Annotated in this window: 13 protein-coding genes; all 13 read right to left on the bottom strand. The window is 52.6% G+C overall.

Annotated elements, in window-relative coordinates; translation table 11 throughout:
- Window positions 1-27: 27 nt before the first annotated feature.
- Window positions 28-1,422, bottom strand: a complete 1,395-nt coding sequence (gene wcaM / locus GUC46_RS08815; protein WP_160180117.1) for a colanic acid biosynthesis protein WcaM — start codon at window positions 1,420-1,422, stop codon at window positions 28-30.
- An 11-nt stretch (window positions 1,423-1,433) separates the two neighbouring features.
- A complete protein-coding gene (gene wcaL, locus GUC46_RS08810; protein ID WP_160180115.1) occupies window positions 1,434-2,654 on the bottom strand; it encodes a colanic acid biosynthesis glycosyltransferase WcaL in 1,221 nt (406 codons plus the stop codon).
- Window positions 2,651-3,931 carry a colanic acid biosynthesis pyruvyl transferase WcaK gene (gene wcaK / locus GUC46_RS08805; RefSeq protein ID WP_160180113.1) on the bottom strand — a complete coding sequence of 427 codons (1,281 nt, stop codon included), beginning with the start codon at window positions 3,929-3,931 and terminating at the stop codon, window positions 2,651-2,653. The genes wcaL and wcaK overlap by 4 nt, the downstream gene beginning before the upstream one ends.
- A gap of 23 nt (window positions 3,932-3,954) precedes the next feature.
- The gene (wzxC, locus tag GUC46_RS08800; RefSeq protein ID WP_160180111.1) at window positions 3,955-5,433 is read right to left on the bottom strand and encodes a colanic acid undecaprenyl disphosphate flippase WzxC; all 1,479 of its coding nucleotides are present in this window, start codon (window positions 5,431-5,433) and stop codon (window positions 3,955-3,957) included.
- A gap of 1 nt (window position 5,434) precedes the next feature.
- Window positions 5,435-6,829, bottom strand: a complete 1,395-nt coding sequence (gene wcaJ / locus GUC46_RS08795; RefSeq protein ID WP_061549040.1) for an undecaprenyl-phosphate glucose phosphotransferase — start codon at window positions 6,827-6,829, stop codon at window positions 5,435-5,437.
- 54 nt (window positions 6,830-6,883) lie between these two features.
- Window positions 6,884-8,254, bottom strand: a complete 1,371-nt coding sequence (gene cpsG, locus GUC46_RS08790; protein WP_160180108.1) for a colanic acid biosynthesis phosphomannomutase CpsG — start codon at window positions 8,252-8,254, stop codon at window positions 6,884-6,886.
- A 135-nt stretch (window positions 8,255-8,389) separates the two neighbouring features.
- Complete coding sequence (gene cpsB, locus GUC46_RS08785; protein ID WP_003841806.1) at window positions 8,390-9,826, bottom strand: mannose-1-phosphate guanyltransferase; 1,437 nt, start codon at window positions 9,824-9,826, stop codon at window positions 8,390-8,392.
- A gap of 2 nt (window positions 9,827-9,828) precedes the next feature.
- Window positions 9,829-11,052, bottom strand: a complete 1,224-nt coding sequence (gene wcaI / locus GUC46_RS08780; protein ID WP_003844321.1) for a colanic acid biosynthesis fucosyltransferase WcaI — start codon at window positions 11,050-11,052, stop codon at window positions 9,829-9,831.
- The gene (locus tag GUC46_RS08775; RefSeq protein ID WP_054528560.1) at window positions 11,049-11,528 is read right to left on the bottom strand and encodes a GDP-mannose mannosyl hydrolase; all 480 of its coding nucleotides are present in this window, start codon (window positions 11,526-11,528) and stop codon (window positions 11,049-11,051) included. Before GUC46_RS08775 ends, wcaI begins: the two co-directional genes overlap by 4 nt.
- A gap of 2 nt (window positions 11,529-11,530) precedes the next feature.
- Window positions 11,531-12,496 (bottom strand): GDP-L-fucose synthase, encoded by a 966-nt coding sequence (locus tag GUC46_RS08770; RefSeq protein ID WP_130714524.1) that lies wholly within the window; start codon window positions 12,494-12,496, stop codon window positions 11,531-11,533.
- Between the two features lie 2 nt (window positions 12,497-12,498).
- Window positions 12,499-13,620 (bottom strand): GDP-mannose 4,6-dehydratase, encoded by a 1,122-nt coding sequence (gmd, locus tag GUC46_RS08765; RefSeq protein WP_088903297.1) that lies wholly within the window; start codon window positions 13,618-13,620, stop codon window positions 12,499-12,501.
- A 24-nt stretch (window positions 13,621-13,644) separates the two neighbouring features.
- The gene (gene wcaF, locus GUC46_RS08760; RefSeq protein WP_003036750.1) at window positions 13,645-14,199 is read right to left on the bottom strand and encodes a colanic acid biosynthesis acetyltransferase WcaF; all 555 of its coding nucleotides are present in this window, start codon (window positions 14,197-14,199) and stop codon (window positions 13,645-13,647) included.
- 9 nt (window positions 14,200-14,208) lie between these two features.
- Window positions 14,209-14,955 carry a colanic acid biosynthesis glycosyltransferase WcaE gene (gene wcaE / locus GUC46_RS08755; protein ID WP_130714523.1) on the bottom strand — a complete coding sequence of 249 codons (747 nt, stop codon included), beginning with the start codon at window positions 14,953-14,955 and terminating at the stop codon, window positions 14,209-14,211.

The following is a 14,955-nucleotide window of genomic DNA, read 5'->3' as shown; positions in this document are numbered from 1 at the left end:
ATGATATCCAGTAAGAATATAGTGGGGTTACCTCCCCTGCCCCGGTAGTCGAAAATTCACCGCTTCTACATTCACTACCTGATGGTTTATACGGTCGATGTCAACTGAACTTTGCCCGACTTCGTTTACTGCATGTACGTTGGCCAGTGAGAGTAATGTGTCCTGCCTGGCCATAAACTTACCGCGTACGTCCTGGCGCAGATCGAAGTGCATCTTAAGTGCGGGACCCGTAGCTGATTGCTGCATCACCCTGACGTTACGTAAAAAAAGGTGCTGCGGTTGGTTGTGCAACTCAAGCGTGGCATGCTTCATCTCCACGTTGGTGATGGCCACGAATGACGTTGCATTACCAGAGGAGATCTGAATTCCGCGTAATTTGTATTCACGTTTGGTGTTATCGAGATGGATATTATTTAGCTTAAAGTTTTGTGGAATGGATAAATATCGACCTTTGATAACGCCATAACCAATGAGCATACCTGCGCTGTTCTCCATATTGATATTATCGATCACGAAGTTATCACATCCATAAATAGCAACCGTCGCATTATCAATGCCTGCTTTCTTACTGAAATCCGGGGTGATATTTCGCGCGGTAATATTACGAATGATAAAGTGTTTGCCGTTCTCAACATGAACTAACTGCCGACAGTCGGTACCGGTGATGTTCGCCACCACGAAGTTTTTTACCGCCAGTTCATCGGGATAGCTATTGTCATAGGTACTGCCCGCCAGCCCGATACCGATGCCCCAGTTCACATTGCCATTGGTACAGTTAATACGTTCAATGACGTGGTCAGAAATGAGGATGTTGCTGTCGTTGATAGCCACATTCCACTCAATGGCATCTCCCTGGAGATCGCTAAATCGGCAGTTTGTAATCTTTACGCCATCCATTCGGTTATGAAAACCCTGACGCAAAATCCCATAGTTTGCGCGTGTGACAGTAATATCATCGATAATCAGATTACGCATCAACCTTGAAGTTTTACCGCCGATATAAATTTGCGTCACCGGACCGAAGCCGCTCATGGCAATCCTTTTTATTACACAGTCCGAACCACGCACATCCAGGGTAACGTTCTTCAGGCTCCCGCCCTGCTCGCCCACCACTTTGCATCCATCCTGCAGAATAAAGCGCCCACGGCCATTGCCACTTATTCGCCCTTGTATGAAGAGCGTTTTGCCTGTCGGAATAACAATAGCAGTATTGAGATCCTTACATTCCAGGCCTTTTGGTACGACGACCATTTGCCCTTCTTTGAACGCCTGCCTGAAAGAGGCCACCCAATCCTGTGGGTTGTAATCCTGAATGTTGACGCTGCCCGACGATTCAAGCGCGCGAACAACGGGAGAATGCAGCATGACAAGCGCAGAGCCCGCCGTCAGAAAAGTACGGCGTGAGAGTTTGTTCTCTGACATACAACCTCGATTTACATCGTTTGCAGCAGACTGGCTAACTGTTTATTGATAGCTAACTGATTAAATTCATTTTCAATTTTTTCACGCGCACACTGAACAATCGACTGTACCTGCTCACTGTCGAGCAGGCTAAATGCCGCTAAACGCTCTGCCAGTGCCTGCGCGTCGTTTTCCGGTGCCAGCCAGCCTGATTTACCCGACTCGACCAGCTCCGGGATCCCGCTGTGAACGGTGGAAATCACCGGAATACCCACCGCCATTGCCTCCATCAGTGCCACCGGGATCCCTTCCATATCGCCGTCTCTTCCGGTGATCGAAGGCAGCAAAAATACATCCGCCTGTTCAAGCATCTCCTTTACCTGATGACTGGGCTTAAAGCCGGGCATCTCAATAACGTCATCGAGTTGATATTGCTCGATCAGCGTACGTAAACGACGCTCCCAAGGGCCGATACCCAGAATTCGATAACGAAATGAAACGCCCTGCTCTTTTAACTGACGACAAGCTTCGATGGCGAGGTGCAGTCCTTTTTTCTCGGTTAACCGGGCAACAGAGATAATCTCCAGCGGTGTAGTTGGCGATTTCAACTGGCGTGGCGTAAAGCGTGTCATATCGATTCCCATACGCGAGACGGCAATTTTTTGCGGCGGGCATCCCATGTTTTTTAAACGTCCGGCCCAGAGATTGCTGATGGGCAACATTAAATCACCGCGTTGAAACAGCTGCTGATACTCAGGGGTATAGCGGGCCAAAACGCCCCGGTGCGAAACATCAACCCCATGAAATACCGTGGCGATTTTTCCGCGGATCATCCCAAGCTCACGCAGCTTGGCGGCCGTTACGCCTGCGGGCCCAAAATGAGCAATAAAGACATCCGCCTCAAACGCTCGCGGATTCCCGCCGCAAATAGCTGCCAAAATCAGATTGCGCGCCTCCTCACCATAGCGTGCAACATTAAGCGCTTTCCAGGTCGCTGCGCGGGTAATACCGTGCAGAGCCGCCGCTGCCCTATATTTCAGTTTCGCCAGTTTGCTTTCCGGTTCATTCAGCAACCAGCGAGTTTTTTCACCCAGACGGTAGGTATTAAAGGAGGCATGAGTATTTTCAAGATCGCCCTTCTGCAAAGCGACAATCTCCACGTCGTAGCCCATATCGATAAATGCGGTTATCTGATTGAGTACAAATGTCTCGGAGGAGAGCGGAAATTTAAGCAGAAAAAAACCAATCTTCATTTTTCCCCCTCAATACGCGTTAAAACCGACTGCACCATGCGTACCCCACGTTCGCGTTCGCGCATAACCGCGTCGCCGAGACGTATGCGCAGCTCAGGTAACTGTCCGAGAGTATCGGCAACCTTCCCTTCGAGACTGCCATCGAGAAGATGACGAATATCAACAGCCATCTCCGGTAACCCCAGTTGTTGCATGATTCCGGCCGATTTGTGCTCGTAGTTAATGGCGATGGCAGGCGTCATAAAATTCATCGAGATGATGGCAGAATGCAAGCGAGTCCCCACCGTCAGATCGCATGCGCCCAGAATCTTCCCCATCTCCAGATCGTTAAGTTCATCCATCACCACGTGATATCGGGCCGGATCGTTAACATACTGGCGCAGGTTTAACGCCACCATGCGGTCATCTTTGTTGTAACTATCAATACCGGTGCAAGTTGACAGCGCTATCACCTGGTAACCTTCGTCGAGGATGCGGTTCACCACCCCGGAAAAGGCTTGCTCATAGGCCTGCTGCGTTGTCCCCAGACGCTTATCAAAAGGAGCCAGCTCACGCAATGTAATGGCAACGGTCTTCTGTTTAGCCGCCATGTCTAACCAGTGCTGTACCGCATAACCTGGCTCAAAATCCTCATGATGGTTGTCAACCAGCCAGGCCGTATCCACGCCAGTTTCGACTTTATCCGTGGTAATTGCGCTGCGCTTCATCAGATCCAGACTGACGGATTCACGTAAAATCAACGCATTACAGTGACCAAACACGTAGTTCGCCAGTTGATTAAACTGCCCATCCTGGAATGGCCCCACGCTGTGACCAATCATGTACAGCGGTTTTTTCGCCATAAACGAACACAGGGCATGTTCAAACTGCGGCACGCCATACAGATCGACAAAGAACGATCCGCCGACCTGGATGATGGCGTCATAGCGCGACAGCAGACGGACAAAATCGGTAAAGCCCTTGGCGATAGCGATATTGCGCAGATTACCGGAATCGGTAACACGCGAGAGCAGTACCTGATGCTGATAGCGACGACGCAGCACTTTCTTCACGCGCCCCATAACACCCGCTGCGTTGTTATGTTGCTTCATCTGCAAATACAGCGGGTCGCCCATCACCGGGCGGTTTAACAACCACGAAGAGCTCACCGGGTAACGGCTCATCACATCCACTTCGGTCTCGGGACGCAACGCGTTAATGGCATCCAGCAAACCGCGCAGGATCGCGCTATCCCCTCGGTTCCCGCAGGTATGGTTGCCTAAAATTAGTAATTTCATTATGACCTCTTAAAACGTTGTTCTTATCCCGCACGGAGCAAGGTTTTCATTTTTTCACTGCGACAGAGTTGGCGTTTTATTTCCACCACCAGCGGATGGCGCGACAGCACAATCATTAGCGCAAACACCAGTGCTCCTGCCGCTATCTGGATCCCCAGCAGCGCGCTTAATGGCACCTGGTTACGCAGGGTTAAGCCCAACGTATAGCTCACCACAAGGGTTGGTAAGGAGAGATACAACGGCAGCCACAGGCTGAGCATGTACTGACGGTAGCTGGAGCCAAGAACAGGTTTGATCATCACGAAGTAGCTGAGGATCGTGTTAATCACCTGGACCAACAGAAAGCCCAGCGTCACGCCAATCGCCCCCGCCAGATGACCGCCAATGAAAATGGCAGGAATAAACAAAAAGGTTTTGAACACATTGAATTTGAAGCTGATATCGACCCGGGCTTTCGCCATCAAAAGCGATCCTATTGGATTCCCCACGGATCGCAGCAAACCCACAATGCACAATAGTTGCAGGACCGGAATAATGCCGTTCCACTTATCGCCGAATACCAGCGGCACCACGTTATTCGACACCACCATCAGTCCCAGTAGCGCCGGGAAGTTGATAATCCCAACCACTGACAGCAACTTGTAAAAATTCACTCGTAGTTTTTCGCTGTCGTCCTGGATTTTGGCAAACGCCGGAAACAGCACGCGGGTGATAATCGGGTTCAGTTTGATCGGCGGGACAACCGCCACGTTCCAGGCGAGATTGAATCCGCCCGCCACGCCAGCTCCCAACGTGCGAGCTAAAACCAGCGTGGAAAGGTTGGTATTGATGTAATTGATGATGCTGTCTGCCGTCAGCCATGCGCCAAAACGCAGGTTCGACGAAACGGATGCCAGCGAAAAATGCAGCCCGGGTCGGTAAATCCGGCGGCCAAAATAGCCGAACAGCAGCGTACGTAGCGTACTATTCACCAGATACCCAAGAATGGCCGTCAGCGCGAGCGGCCAGAAATGGGCGCTGACCACGGTAAAGGTAAATCCAGCCAGCACCGAACTGGTTTCAATCATGCCAATTTTGTTGAAGGCCAGCTCTTTTTGCATCAGCGCGCGAAACTGCTGCCCGTGCGGTATCACCACAAACGCCAGTGATAAGGTTTTGATGAGCGGTGCCAGTTCTGGGTTATTGAGCACATGGGCAATCGTCTCGCTCAGCAGAAACATCGCCACGCATACCACGATACCCAGCCCAACGTTTAGCCAGTACAGCGTCGTCAGCTCCAGATAACCAATCTCTTTGCGTTGAATAATTGAGTTGGCGATACCGAAATCCGACAGCGTATCGGCCAGCGCTATGATCACCAGCGACACGGTTAACAACCCGAACTGGTGGTTATCAATAATTCGCGCCAGGACGGTCATCTGAATAAGTCCGAGCCCAATAATGATCACCGTGGCAATCGCCGACCACTTTGCGCCATTAAGCGTTTTTTCTCGTAAGCTCATGTTAATACGCCGCTTTGTTAACAAAGCCTTTGAATATCGTCAGAAAAACAATTTTGATATCGAACCACACGCTCCACTCGCGAATGTATTCGAGGTCAAACTCCACACGTTTCTCCATTTTTTCCAGCGTATCGGTTTCACCGCGCCAGCCGTTGATTTGCGCCCAGCCGGTAATACCCGGTTTCACCTTATGGCGTAACATGTATCCCTCAATCAGTTGGCGGTACTGTTCGTTATGCGCCACCGCATGCGGACGTGGTCCGACGATAGACATCCCCCCGGTGAGCACGTTAATAAACTGCGGCAGCTCATCGAGCGACGTCCGGCGCAGGAAATTTCCCACAGGGGTAACGCGCGGATCGTTTTGCGTCGCCTGCGTCACCACCGCATCGTTTTCCATCACTTTCATTGAGCGAAACTTCCAGACTTTGATCGGCTTCCCATCCATGCCATAGCGAGTCTGGCGGAAAATCACCGGTCCTTTGGAGGTCAGTTTTACCAGTAGTGCTATGCCACACAGCACCGGGGAAATAAGTAGCAGGATCAGTGAAGCCAGCACGATATCTTCCGCGCGTTTTAACAGACGATTAATCCCCGAGAGTGGCGTGTCATACAGCGGCACCACCGGAATGCCGTTCATCTCTTCAATCCGGGAATGCAGAATGTTGAAGGTAAAGACATCAGGAATAAGGATCACTGAACAGGTGGTATCGGCCAGCTCGCGCACTAATTTTTTGACGCTGGCACCATCGCTCATCGACATGGCGATATAAACGTTATGAATGCGTGAGGCTTTGGCGTCATCCACCAGTTGTTGCAGATTACCGGCCCAGTCGCGGGAGTTTTTTCCAGGGATAGGGTCGTGATAGACCCCCGCTACTTCAAACCCCAGCCACGGTTCATGGCGAAAACTGTCCAGCAGCATTTGTCCAGCTGGCAGGTCCCCTGCCACCGCCACCCGACGAGTGTTGTACCCGCGATTACGCAGCCATCCCGCACCGTAGCGAATAAACGAACGACTCAACACCAGGCCAACACTGGACAGCAGATACCACGCCAGCCAGACGGCGAGACGGTTATCAAAATCGTTATTAAAGGCGATCAGACCTGCGCAAAAAATCAGGCTCAGCGTCCAGTTTTGCAGCAACAGCACCAGCTCAGTGGTCATTTTGACACCACGCCAGGAGCGATAAAAATCCGTTATGCCACCGAGCATCTGAAAAACGACCAGCGTGATCAGCGCCACCAGCAGGTGCATGTACAGGAAAGGCAAACCGCTTAATTCGCAGATTACCCACAACCCGCCAAACATGATGGTGATATCTGAAAAGCGTTGCACCATCGAAATTAACGACGCATTGGTTTTGGCGCGCTCGCGCTTCTTTAGATGTGTCATCGTGGTTCCTGTTAGTCACCCTTTGCCCAGAATCGGGCAAAGGAAGCACCAGCATTACTGATTCAGTAACGCCAGAAGAGTGCGCGTTCGCGCTTCCATCAACGGAATATCTCCGCGCGATTCCACGTTCAGGCGCACCACCGGTTCGGTATTGGAAGAGCGTAAATTGAAGCGCCAGTCGACAAACGACATGCTGATACCGTCCGTTCTGTCAACCGTCAGCGCCTCACGGGAAAAATGCTGCTCCACGCGCGCAATCGCTGCCGCCGGCTCTGCCTGCGTGCTGTTTATTTCACCACTCGCCGGGTAGGCCACCATCCGGTCGCGGACCAGTTCGCCCAGCGACTGTCCTTTCAGAGACAACAATTCCGCCACCAGCAGCCACGGGATCATTCCGCTGTCACAGTAGGCAAAGTCACGGAAATAGTGATGCGCACTCATCTCACCGCCGTAGACGGCATCTTCGTCGCGCATCCGCTCTTTGATAAACGCGTGTCCGGTTTTTGACATCACCGGTTTACCGCCTGCCGCCGTCACCACGTCCACGGTGTTCCAGGACAGACGCGGGTCGTGGATAATCTTCGCCCCCGGATTCTTCTCCAGAAACGCCTCCGCCAGCAGGCCGACAATGTAGTAGCCCTCAATGAACTGACCTTTTTCATCGAACAGGAAGCAGCGGTCAAAATCACCGTCGAAGGCAATTCCCATATCGGCGCCGTGTTCAATCACCGCGTTGCGCGTGTCAGCCCGACATTCCGGCAGCAGAGGATTGGGAATACCGTTGGGGAAGTTGCCATCCGGCGTGTTGTGGATTTTGATGAACTCGACCGGCACGCCCAATGTTTTAAAACGGGCTTCAATGGCGTCCACTACAGGGCCTGCCGCGCCGTTACCGGAATTGAGCACCAGCTTCATCGGTTTCAGATTGGCGGGATTGATGTAACCCAGCAGGTGGTCAATGTAGGCATCACGGATAGTAATACGCTGGTAGCGGCCACGTTTTGTCTCATCAACCGCCGGGAAGTCGTTGGCTTCCGCCAGGCGCTGTACGTCGCGCAGACCGGTATCACCGCTGATGGGCCGTGCCCCTTCCCGCACCAGCTTCATGCCGTTGTAATCCATCGGATTATGGCTGGCGGTCACTTCAATACCGCCGTCAATACCCAGGTGGAAGGTGGCAAAATAAATCTCTTCGGTACCCGACATGCCAATATCCAGCACATCCACCCCCGCATCCTGTAGTCCTTTCGCCAGCGCCAGCTTTAGCGTCTTGCTGGTCAGGCGCACATCACCGCCGAGGACAATCGTTTTTGGCTTCAGGAACTCGCCGTAAGCGCGGCCAATACGCCACGCGATATCTTCATTCAATTCTTCGCCCAGCCTGCCGCGAATATCGTAGGCTTTGAAACAGGTTAATTTCGTCATGATTTACCCTTCTTCAGGCAACAGGAGGCCCTGACTCTTAATGAGCCTTTTAATGAGTGTTAAATGCATTTCCCGGCGCGCTTCGCTTACCGGGCCTACGGTGTTGTAGGCCGGATAAGCGCGGCGCATCCTGCATCAGGCACGCCCGTATCTGTCCGCAAACCGCACCACATCATCCTCATCGAGGTAAGATCCGGAGCGCACTTCAATCAGATCGAGCGGGATTTTCCCGGGATTCTCCAGACAATGGGTCGCCCCAAGCGGAATATAGACAGACTCGTTTTCAGCGAGCAGTTTGATGTCATCATTGATCGTCACTTTCGCGGTACCGGCCACCACCACCCAGTGTTCAGCCCGGTGATGATGCATCTGCACGGACAATCCTTCACCGGGTTTAACGGTAATTCGCTTCACCTGGTAACGGTCTCCGGCATCAATGGAGTCGTACTTGCCCCACGGACGGTAAACTTCGCGGTGAATATGGTGTTCATGTCGTCCGTCAGCTTTAATTTGCTCCACCACTTTTTTGACGTCCTGCACCGCGTTGCGATCGGCTATCAGCACCGCATCTTTGGTCTGCACCACCACCAGATCCTTCACCCCGACGGTCGTCACCAGGCCAGATTCGGCATACACGTAGCTGTTCTCCGTTTTGTGGCTAATGACGTCGCCATGATGCACATTGCCTTCGGCGGTATGGGCGCTGATTTCCCACAGCGATGACCAGGAGCCAACGTCGCTCCAGCCTGCGTTCATGGGCATTACCACCGCATCCGCCGTACGTTCCATTACCGCATAGTCCACAGACTCTTCCGGACAGGCGAGAAACGCCTGTTCATCAACGCGGATAAAATCGAGATCGGGGTCGACCGTACTCATGGCATTCACACAAGCCTCAAGAATGTCGGGGCGGTACTTTTCCAGTTCTTCCAGGTAACGTCCGGCGCGGAACAAGAACATGCCGCTGTTCCAGTAGTAATCGCCGTTCGCCACATAAGCCTGCGCGGTTTCCAGATTGGGTTTTTCAACAAACTGCGCCACTTCGAACGCCACGGCGTCGGTATTCGTTGGCGAAACCACGCCACGGCGGATATAGCCATAGCCCGTTTCCGGCTGGTCCGGCACGATACCAAACGTCACCAGCTTACCCGCACTGGCATAGGGCATTGCATTGCGAACCGCCTCGCGAAAAGCCTCTTCGTCGGCAATCATGTGATCGGCCGCCAATACCAGCAGCAGCGGATCTTCCTCCGGGCTTTGACGTTTTGCCGCCAGCGCGGCCAACGCTATCGCCGGTGCCGTGTTACGACCGGCGGGTTCGAGAATAATGTTCTCAGTCAGCTTGTGCAGTTGTCGTAGCTGTTCCGCGACGATGAAACGGTGCTGTTCATTACAGATAACCACCGGGCTTTCACACTCCACACCGTTCAGACGACAGATCGTTGTCTGCAGCATGGTGAGATCGCCTTTCAGGCACAGGAACTGCTTTGGATACAATACGCGGGACAGAGGCCATAAACGGCTACCCGAGCCACCGGCCATCACTACCGGAAAGAGTTTGCTTTGACTCATCATTAACCCCGAATATCAGCAATAAATTGGCTAAGCACGTTATCTTTATCCAGCGTGCGTTCGGCATAGTCACGTGCCACCGTATTGACTTTTGGCATCCTCAACGCTTGTTGGATACCGCAAACCAGCGCGTTTACCGATTCCGGCTCCACGCATACTGCGATGCCTGGAACAATGTTACAGAGCTGCCCCAGCTCGGTTTCCGGCTCGGCGGTAATCACCGCGTTACCACCAACGGCGAGGATATTGGTCAGTTTGGAAGGCAGTACAGCATCCGCCGCACCGCGCTTTTGTACCACCAGATGACAGTCCGCCATTTTGAGCAGTGCAGGCAGCGCGTCATAAGATTGCAGCGGAAAGAACATCACATTGTTCAGGCCGCGTTCGCTGGTCATGTTCTCCAGCCGCGCTTTACCCCCGCCCTGCCCGACAATCACAAACAGCCAGGGCCGCTCGCTCAACAGGGCCGCTGCGTCGATCACACTCTCCAGTCCTTGCTTTTCACCAATATTGCCAGAGTAGAGAATGATTTTTTTTCCATCAGGCAAGCCCAGCTGCTGGCGCAACGCCAGAGCATCGGCGGCGTCCACATCGCGAAAACGCGCTACTTCTGACCAGTTCGGAAAGAAAATAACCTTCTGTGCATCAACGCCCTTTTCCTGTGCTTTATTCATCATTGAGCGAGAAATGGTCGAAATATGATCCATATTCAACAGCCCACTGCGCTCAAAAGCGCTGGCCAGTTTTGCCACCATACCGCGCTTGCCTTTGCCCGCCATGCCAAGTCCCAACATGGCATCAACTTCGTAATCCTGAATATGCAGCAGCGTGCGCGCCCCGGACAGCTTCGCCAGCAGGCGCATTCCCGGCGTACAAAACAGCGTCGGTACTACCCCAATGATGCGATCCGGCTTCCAGCGGCGCTGCGCCAGCAGCGGGAAGAAACTGCTCAGGGCGAAACTGCCTAAATGCAGTAGACGCTTGAGCGTGGAGGGCTGCTCAGGCACATACAGCGGGCAACGCCAGACGATGGCATCGCCCTCTTCACGACGGTAGCGCCAGGATGAATAGCGACCGTTGACTTTCCACTGCGGATAATAAGGCGGCGCAGTGATCACCCGTACGTCATGCCCCTGTTGCGCCATCCACGCCACCATTTCACCGGTGTATTTACCGATACCGGTCAACTCCGGCGAATAGTTGATGCCATACACAAGGATCTTCATAACCCGGGTGCTCCGGCCTGACTCTTCTCACAGAAGTAAGCCCGGCTGTTGTCGTGCACGTGGTCACTGACCAGAATCTCTTCAATTGCCAACCAGCGGTACGCGTCATGTTGAACGTCAGGCAGTTGCAGGTCGTTTTCCGACACCCGCAGACGAAATCCCAGCACGATGTAATGCGTTGAGAAATCTTCCCCGGAAAAGTTGTCGTCATAGAAGTGCTGCCAGACACCGTAAAACTGCGCAGCGGACAGCGGTAAACGTAACCCCAGCTCAGCTTCAGTAAGCCGCTCAAAGGCCGCGTGCAACGGTTCATCTTTTTGCACCCGACCGCCGGGCACAAACCAGTACCCCTGCGCAGGACGATTGAGGCGCTTGCCAAGCAGAAATTCACCGTGGGCGTTTTCCACGATCAAATCGATGGAAATCAGCGGAGTTGAACGTACAACGGTGGCAAAATCCTCATGACGTAAAAACATGCTTACCCCCGGTAACGCTGCTGGTTTTCAAGGAACCACTGATATGTACTGGCAAGCCCCGCTTGCAGAGATATCTCGTGATACCAGCCCAACTGATGCAGACGCGTAACGTCAAGCAATTTGCGCGGCGTGCCGTCCGGTTTGCTGGCGTCAAACACCACGCGCCCCTTGTAACCCACGACCTCCGCAATAGTCTGCGCCAGTTCACGGATGGTGCAGTCCACGCCGGTACCCACGTTGATATGCGACAGCATCGGCTGGGTATATTCCTGCAACACTTCCTGAGCCAACTCCATCACGTGGATACTGGCCGCCGCCATATCGTCGACATGCAGAAATTCACGCATTGGCGTCCCGCTGCCCCATACCACCACATCCGGCGCATTTTGCCCGCGAGCTTCATGAAAGCGGCGCAGCAGCGCCGGGATCACATGCGAATTACTCGGATGAAAGTTGTCATGCGGCCCATACAGATTGGTCGGCATCACCGAGCGATAATCACGGCCATACTGTCGGTTATACGATTCACACAACTTGATACCGGCAATTTTGGCAATCGCATACGGCTCATTGGTCGGTTCAAGTGTCCCCTGCAACAGTTCACTCTCGGCGATTGGCTGGGTAGCTTGCTTGGGATAAATACAGGATGACCCGAGAAACAACAGTTTATTCACGTTATGCAGATGTGCAGCATGAATAATGTTGCTCTCAATCATCATATTTTCATAAATAAAATCAGCAGGATAAGTATTGTTTGCCACAATCCCTCCTACTTTTGCCGCCGCCAGATAAACCTGGTCAATACGTTCAGCGGCAAAAAACGCCTGCACCGCACTGGCGTCCAGCAGGTTAAGCTCATCTCGGGTACGCAGCGCCAGCTCCACATTATTTCGCTGCGACAATTGTCTGACGATGGCGGCCCCCACCATCCCGCGATGGCCCGCCACAAAAATACGTTGTGTCTTCATCCTCAGTACTCCAGCGCGATGGCGACCTCGTAACCGTGCGACTTAAGAAGGGAATGTTTCTTCGCCGCAGCAAGATCGTTAGCAACCATTTCCGAGATCATCTGGCGCAGCGTGATTTCCGGTTTCCAGCCCAGTTTTTCATGTGCTTTGGCCGGATCGCCCAGCAGCGTTTCCACCTCAGCCGGACGGAAGTAGCGCGGGTCAACGGCAATCATGACATCGCCTGGCTTCACGCCCGGCGCATCATGTCCGGTCACGGAAACCACGATGCCTTTTTCATTCACGCCCTCACCTTCAAAGCGCAATTTAATCCCCAGTTGAGCTGCCGCCATTTCTACAAACTGGCGCACGGAATACTGCACGCCGGTGGCAATCACAAAATCTTCCGGCTTATCCTGCTGCAGCATCATCCACTGCATCCTGACGTAATCTTTGGCATGCCCCCAGTCGCGCAGTGAATCCATGTTGCCCAGGTACAGGCAAGACTCCAGCCCCTGAGCGATGTTGGCGATCGCCCGGGTAATTTTGCGAGTGACAAAGGTTTCGCCGCGGCGCGGAGACTCGTGGTTAAACAGAATGCCGTTACAGGCATACATCCCGTAAGACTCACGGTAGTTGACGGTTATCCAGTAGGCATACAGCTTAGCAACGGCATACGGTGAACGCGGATAGAACGGCGTGCTCTCTTTCTGCGGGATTTCCTGAACCAGACCGTACAGCTCAGAGGTGGACGCCTGATAAAAACGGGTCTTTTTTTCCAGACCAAGGAAGCGGATCGCCTCCAGCAAGCGCAAGGTGCCGATCGCATCAACATCTGCGGTGTATTCCGGTGAATCAAACGACACCGCAACGTGGCTCATGGCACCCAGGTTATAGACTTCATCCGGTTGGACTTCCTGTAAAATACGGGTCAGATTGGAGGAGTCCGTCAAATCGCCATAGTGCAGATGAAATTTGGGATTGCCTGAATGCGGATCCTGGTAGATGTGGTCCACACGTTCGGTGTTGAATGATGAAGCGCGACGCTTAATACCGTGTACTTCGTACCCTTTTTCCAGCAGGAGTTCTGCCAGGTAAGAACCATCCTGCCCGGTTACGCCAGTAATGAGAGCGACTTTTGACATGTTATAACCTCTTCAGTGATCCCCTCAGGGAGTAACTTTCTCGACGCGTTCGCGCGTGACTACTGCGGGATTTCCCCGACAAATGACATTTGCTGGCAGCGATTTAAATACGCTGCTTCGTGCCCCGACGACGGTGCCATCGCCAATCGTCACGCCAGGCGCGACAAAGACATCTGTCGCCAGCCAGCATTTATCGCCAACCACTATCGGTGTGGCGTTAATATCAAAATGTTGGCTGGCATAATCATGACTCCCGGTGCATAAATAACTTTTTTGCGAAATAACTGCGTGGGCCCCAATCGTAATATCACCTAACGTATATAAAACCGCGTCATCACCCACCCAGGCATAATCTCCCAGAGTTAGTTTCCACGGATAAGTAATTTTTACTGAAGGCCGAATGACTACGTTTTTTCCTATTTTTGCGCCAAACATCCGTAATAAAAATGCACGCCAGCGATACATGACCTGTGGAGACCAGCGAAATAATGTTGCTTGCACCGCCCACCATAATTGCACTTTAATAGCGCCGCCGCCGCGAAAACCTCCAGGCACTTTAAATCCGCTTAAGTCTTGCATACTGTGCCCTTACGTTTTTCCATATAAGGTTTTTGTTTTATCGGTTGTGCGCAGACGTAAACATTCTGACAAACCGGTCCAAAAACCTGGCATGTGTAATATCTGGCGCTGTACTTTTTTGGCATCCCGGCACAATTCCAGATTATTCGTCGTTGACACTCCGCCCATAGAAAATTCCGACACCAGCCCGCGCAGCTTTTTAAAAGCGTAACCGGACTTGTATAATTTGGCTGCCAACGCGTAATCTGACGATATTTTATATTGCAAATCATAATGCCAGACATTCAGTCCTGAGAGCGGAAAAAATATTGCCTGATGGCTGGCGGGCAGGCTGTGATAAATATACCAACCCGGTTTTGCCCGACGCTTAATTTTGTTGCCATTGCCGAAATCCAGCAACGCATCGCCAATGACCATAGTTTGGTCACTCTGCATTTTTAGCTGGCGGATAAAACAAGCCGCATTCTCATGCAGAATATCCCCGGAGTTGAGGAACAGTGCAAACCGCCCGCGCGCCATGGCGATGCCTTTGTTCATCGCATCATAGATACCGTTATCCGGCTCGCTGACAAACCGTAACCGGTGTTCTCCACTGAGTCCTTCAAGAAACGCCGACGTACCATCCGAGGAGCCGCCATCAACAACAATCCACTCAAAACTGATATCACCCGCTTGCGCCAGATGTGCCAGCGACGCGTGAGTTTTGACGATCCCTTCCAGATTGCGAAAGGCGACGGTAATGATACTGAGCAGCAT

It is taken from the genome of Citrobacter sp. LUTT5, assembly GCF_009905315.1.
GTDB classification, from domain to species: domain Bacteria; phylum Pseudomonadota; class Gammaproteobacteria; order Enterobacterales; family Enterobacteriaceae; genus Citrobacter; species Citrobacter freundii.
Note: the sequence above shows the minus strand (reverse complement) of the source record. Positions and strands in the feature narration are given on the sequence as shown.

Bases quoted from the DNA above. Each gene is read 5' to 3' on its own strand.
- wcaL (WP_160180115.1), bottom strand. From the start codon at position 2,654: ATGAAGATTGGTTTTTTTCTGCTTAAATTTCCGCTCTCCTCCGAGACA.
- gmd (WP_088903297.1), bottom strand. From the start codon at position 13,620: ATGTCAAAAGTCGCTCTCATTACTGGCGTAACCGGGCAGGATGGTTCT.
- wcaK (WP_160180113.1), bottom strand. From the start codon at position 3,931: ATGAAATTACTAATTTTAGGCAACCATACCTGCGGGAACCGAGGGGAT.
- wcaM (WP_160180117.1), bottom strand. From the start codon at position 1,422: ATGTCAGAGAACAAACTCTCACGCCGTACTTTTCTGACGGCGGGCTCT.
- wzxC (WP_160180111.1), bottom strand. From the start codon at position 5,433: ATGAGCTTACGAGAAAAAACGCTTAATGGCGCAAAGTGGTCGGCGATT.
- cpsB (WP_003841806.1), bottom strand. From the start codon at position 9,826: ATGAGTCAAAGCAAACTCTTTCCGGTAGTGATGGCCGGTGGCTCGGGT.
- wcaF (WP_003036750.1), bottom strand. From the start codon at position 14,199: ATGCAAGACTTAAGCGGATTTAAAGTGCCTGGAGGTTTTCGCGGCGGC.
- wcaI (WP_003844321.1), bottom strand. From the start codon at position 11,052: ATGAAGATCCTTGTGTATGGCATCAACTATTCGCCGGAGTTGACCGGT.
- cpsG (WP_160180108.1), bottom strand. From the start codon at position 8,254: ATGACGAAATTAACCTGTTTCAAAGCCTACGATATTCGCGGCAGGCTG.
- GUC46_RS08770 (WP_130714524.1), bottom strand. From the start codon at position 12,496: ATGAAGACACAACGTATTTTTGTGGCGGGCCATCGCGGGATGGTGGGG.
- GUC46_RS08775 (WP_054528560.1), bottom strand. From the start codon at position 11,528: ATGTTTTTACGTCATGAGGATTTTGCCACCGTTGTACGTTCAACTCCG.
- wcaE (WP_130714523.1), bottom strand. From the start codon at position 14,955: ATGCTGCTCAGTATCATTACCGTCGCCTTTCGCAATCTGGAAGGGATC.
- wcaJ (WP_061549040.1), bottom strand. From the start codon at position 6,829: ATGACACATCTAAAGAAGCGCGAGCGCGCCAAAACCAATGCGTCGTTA.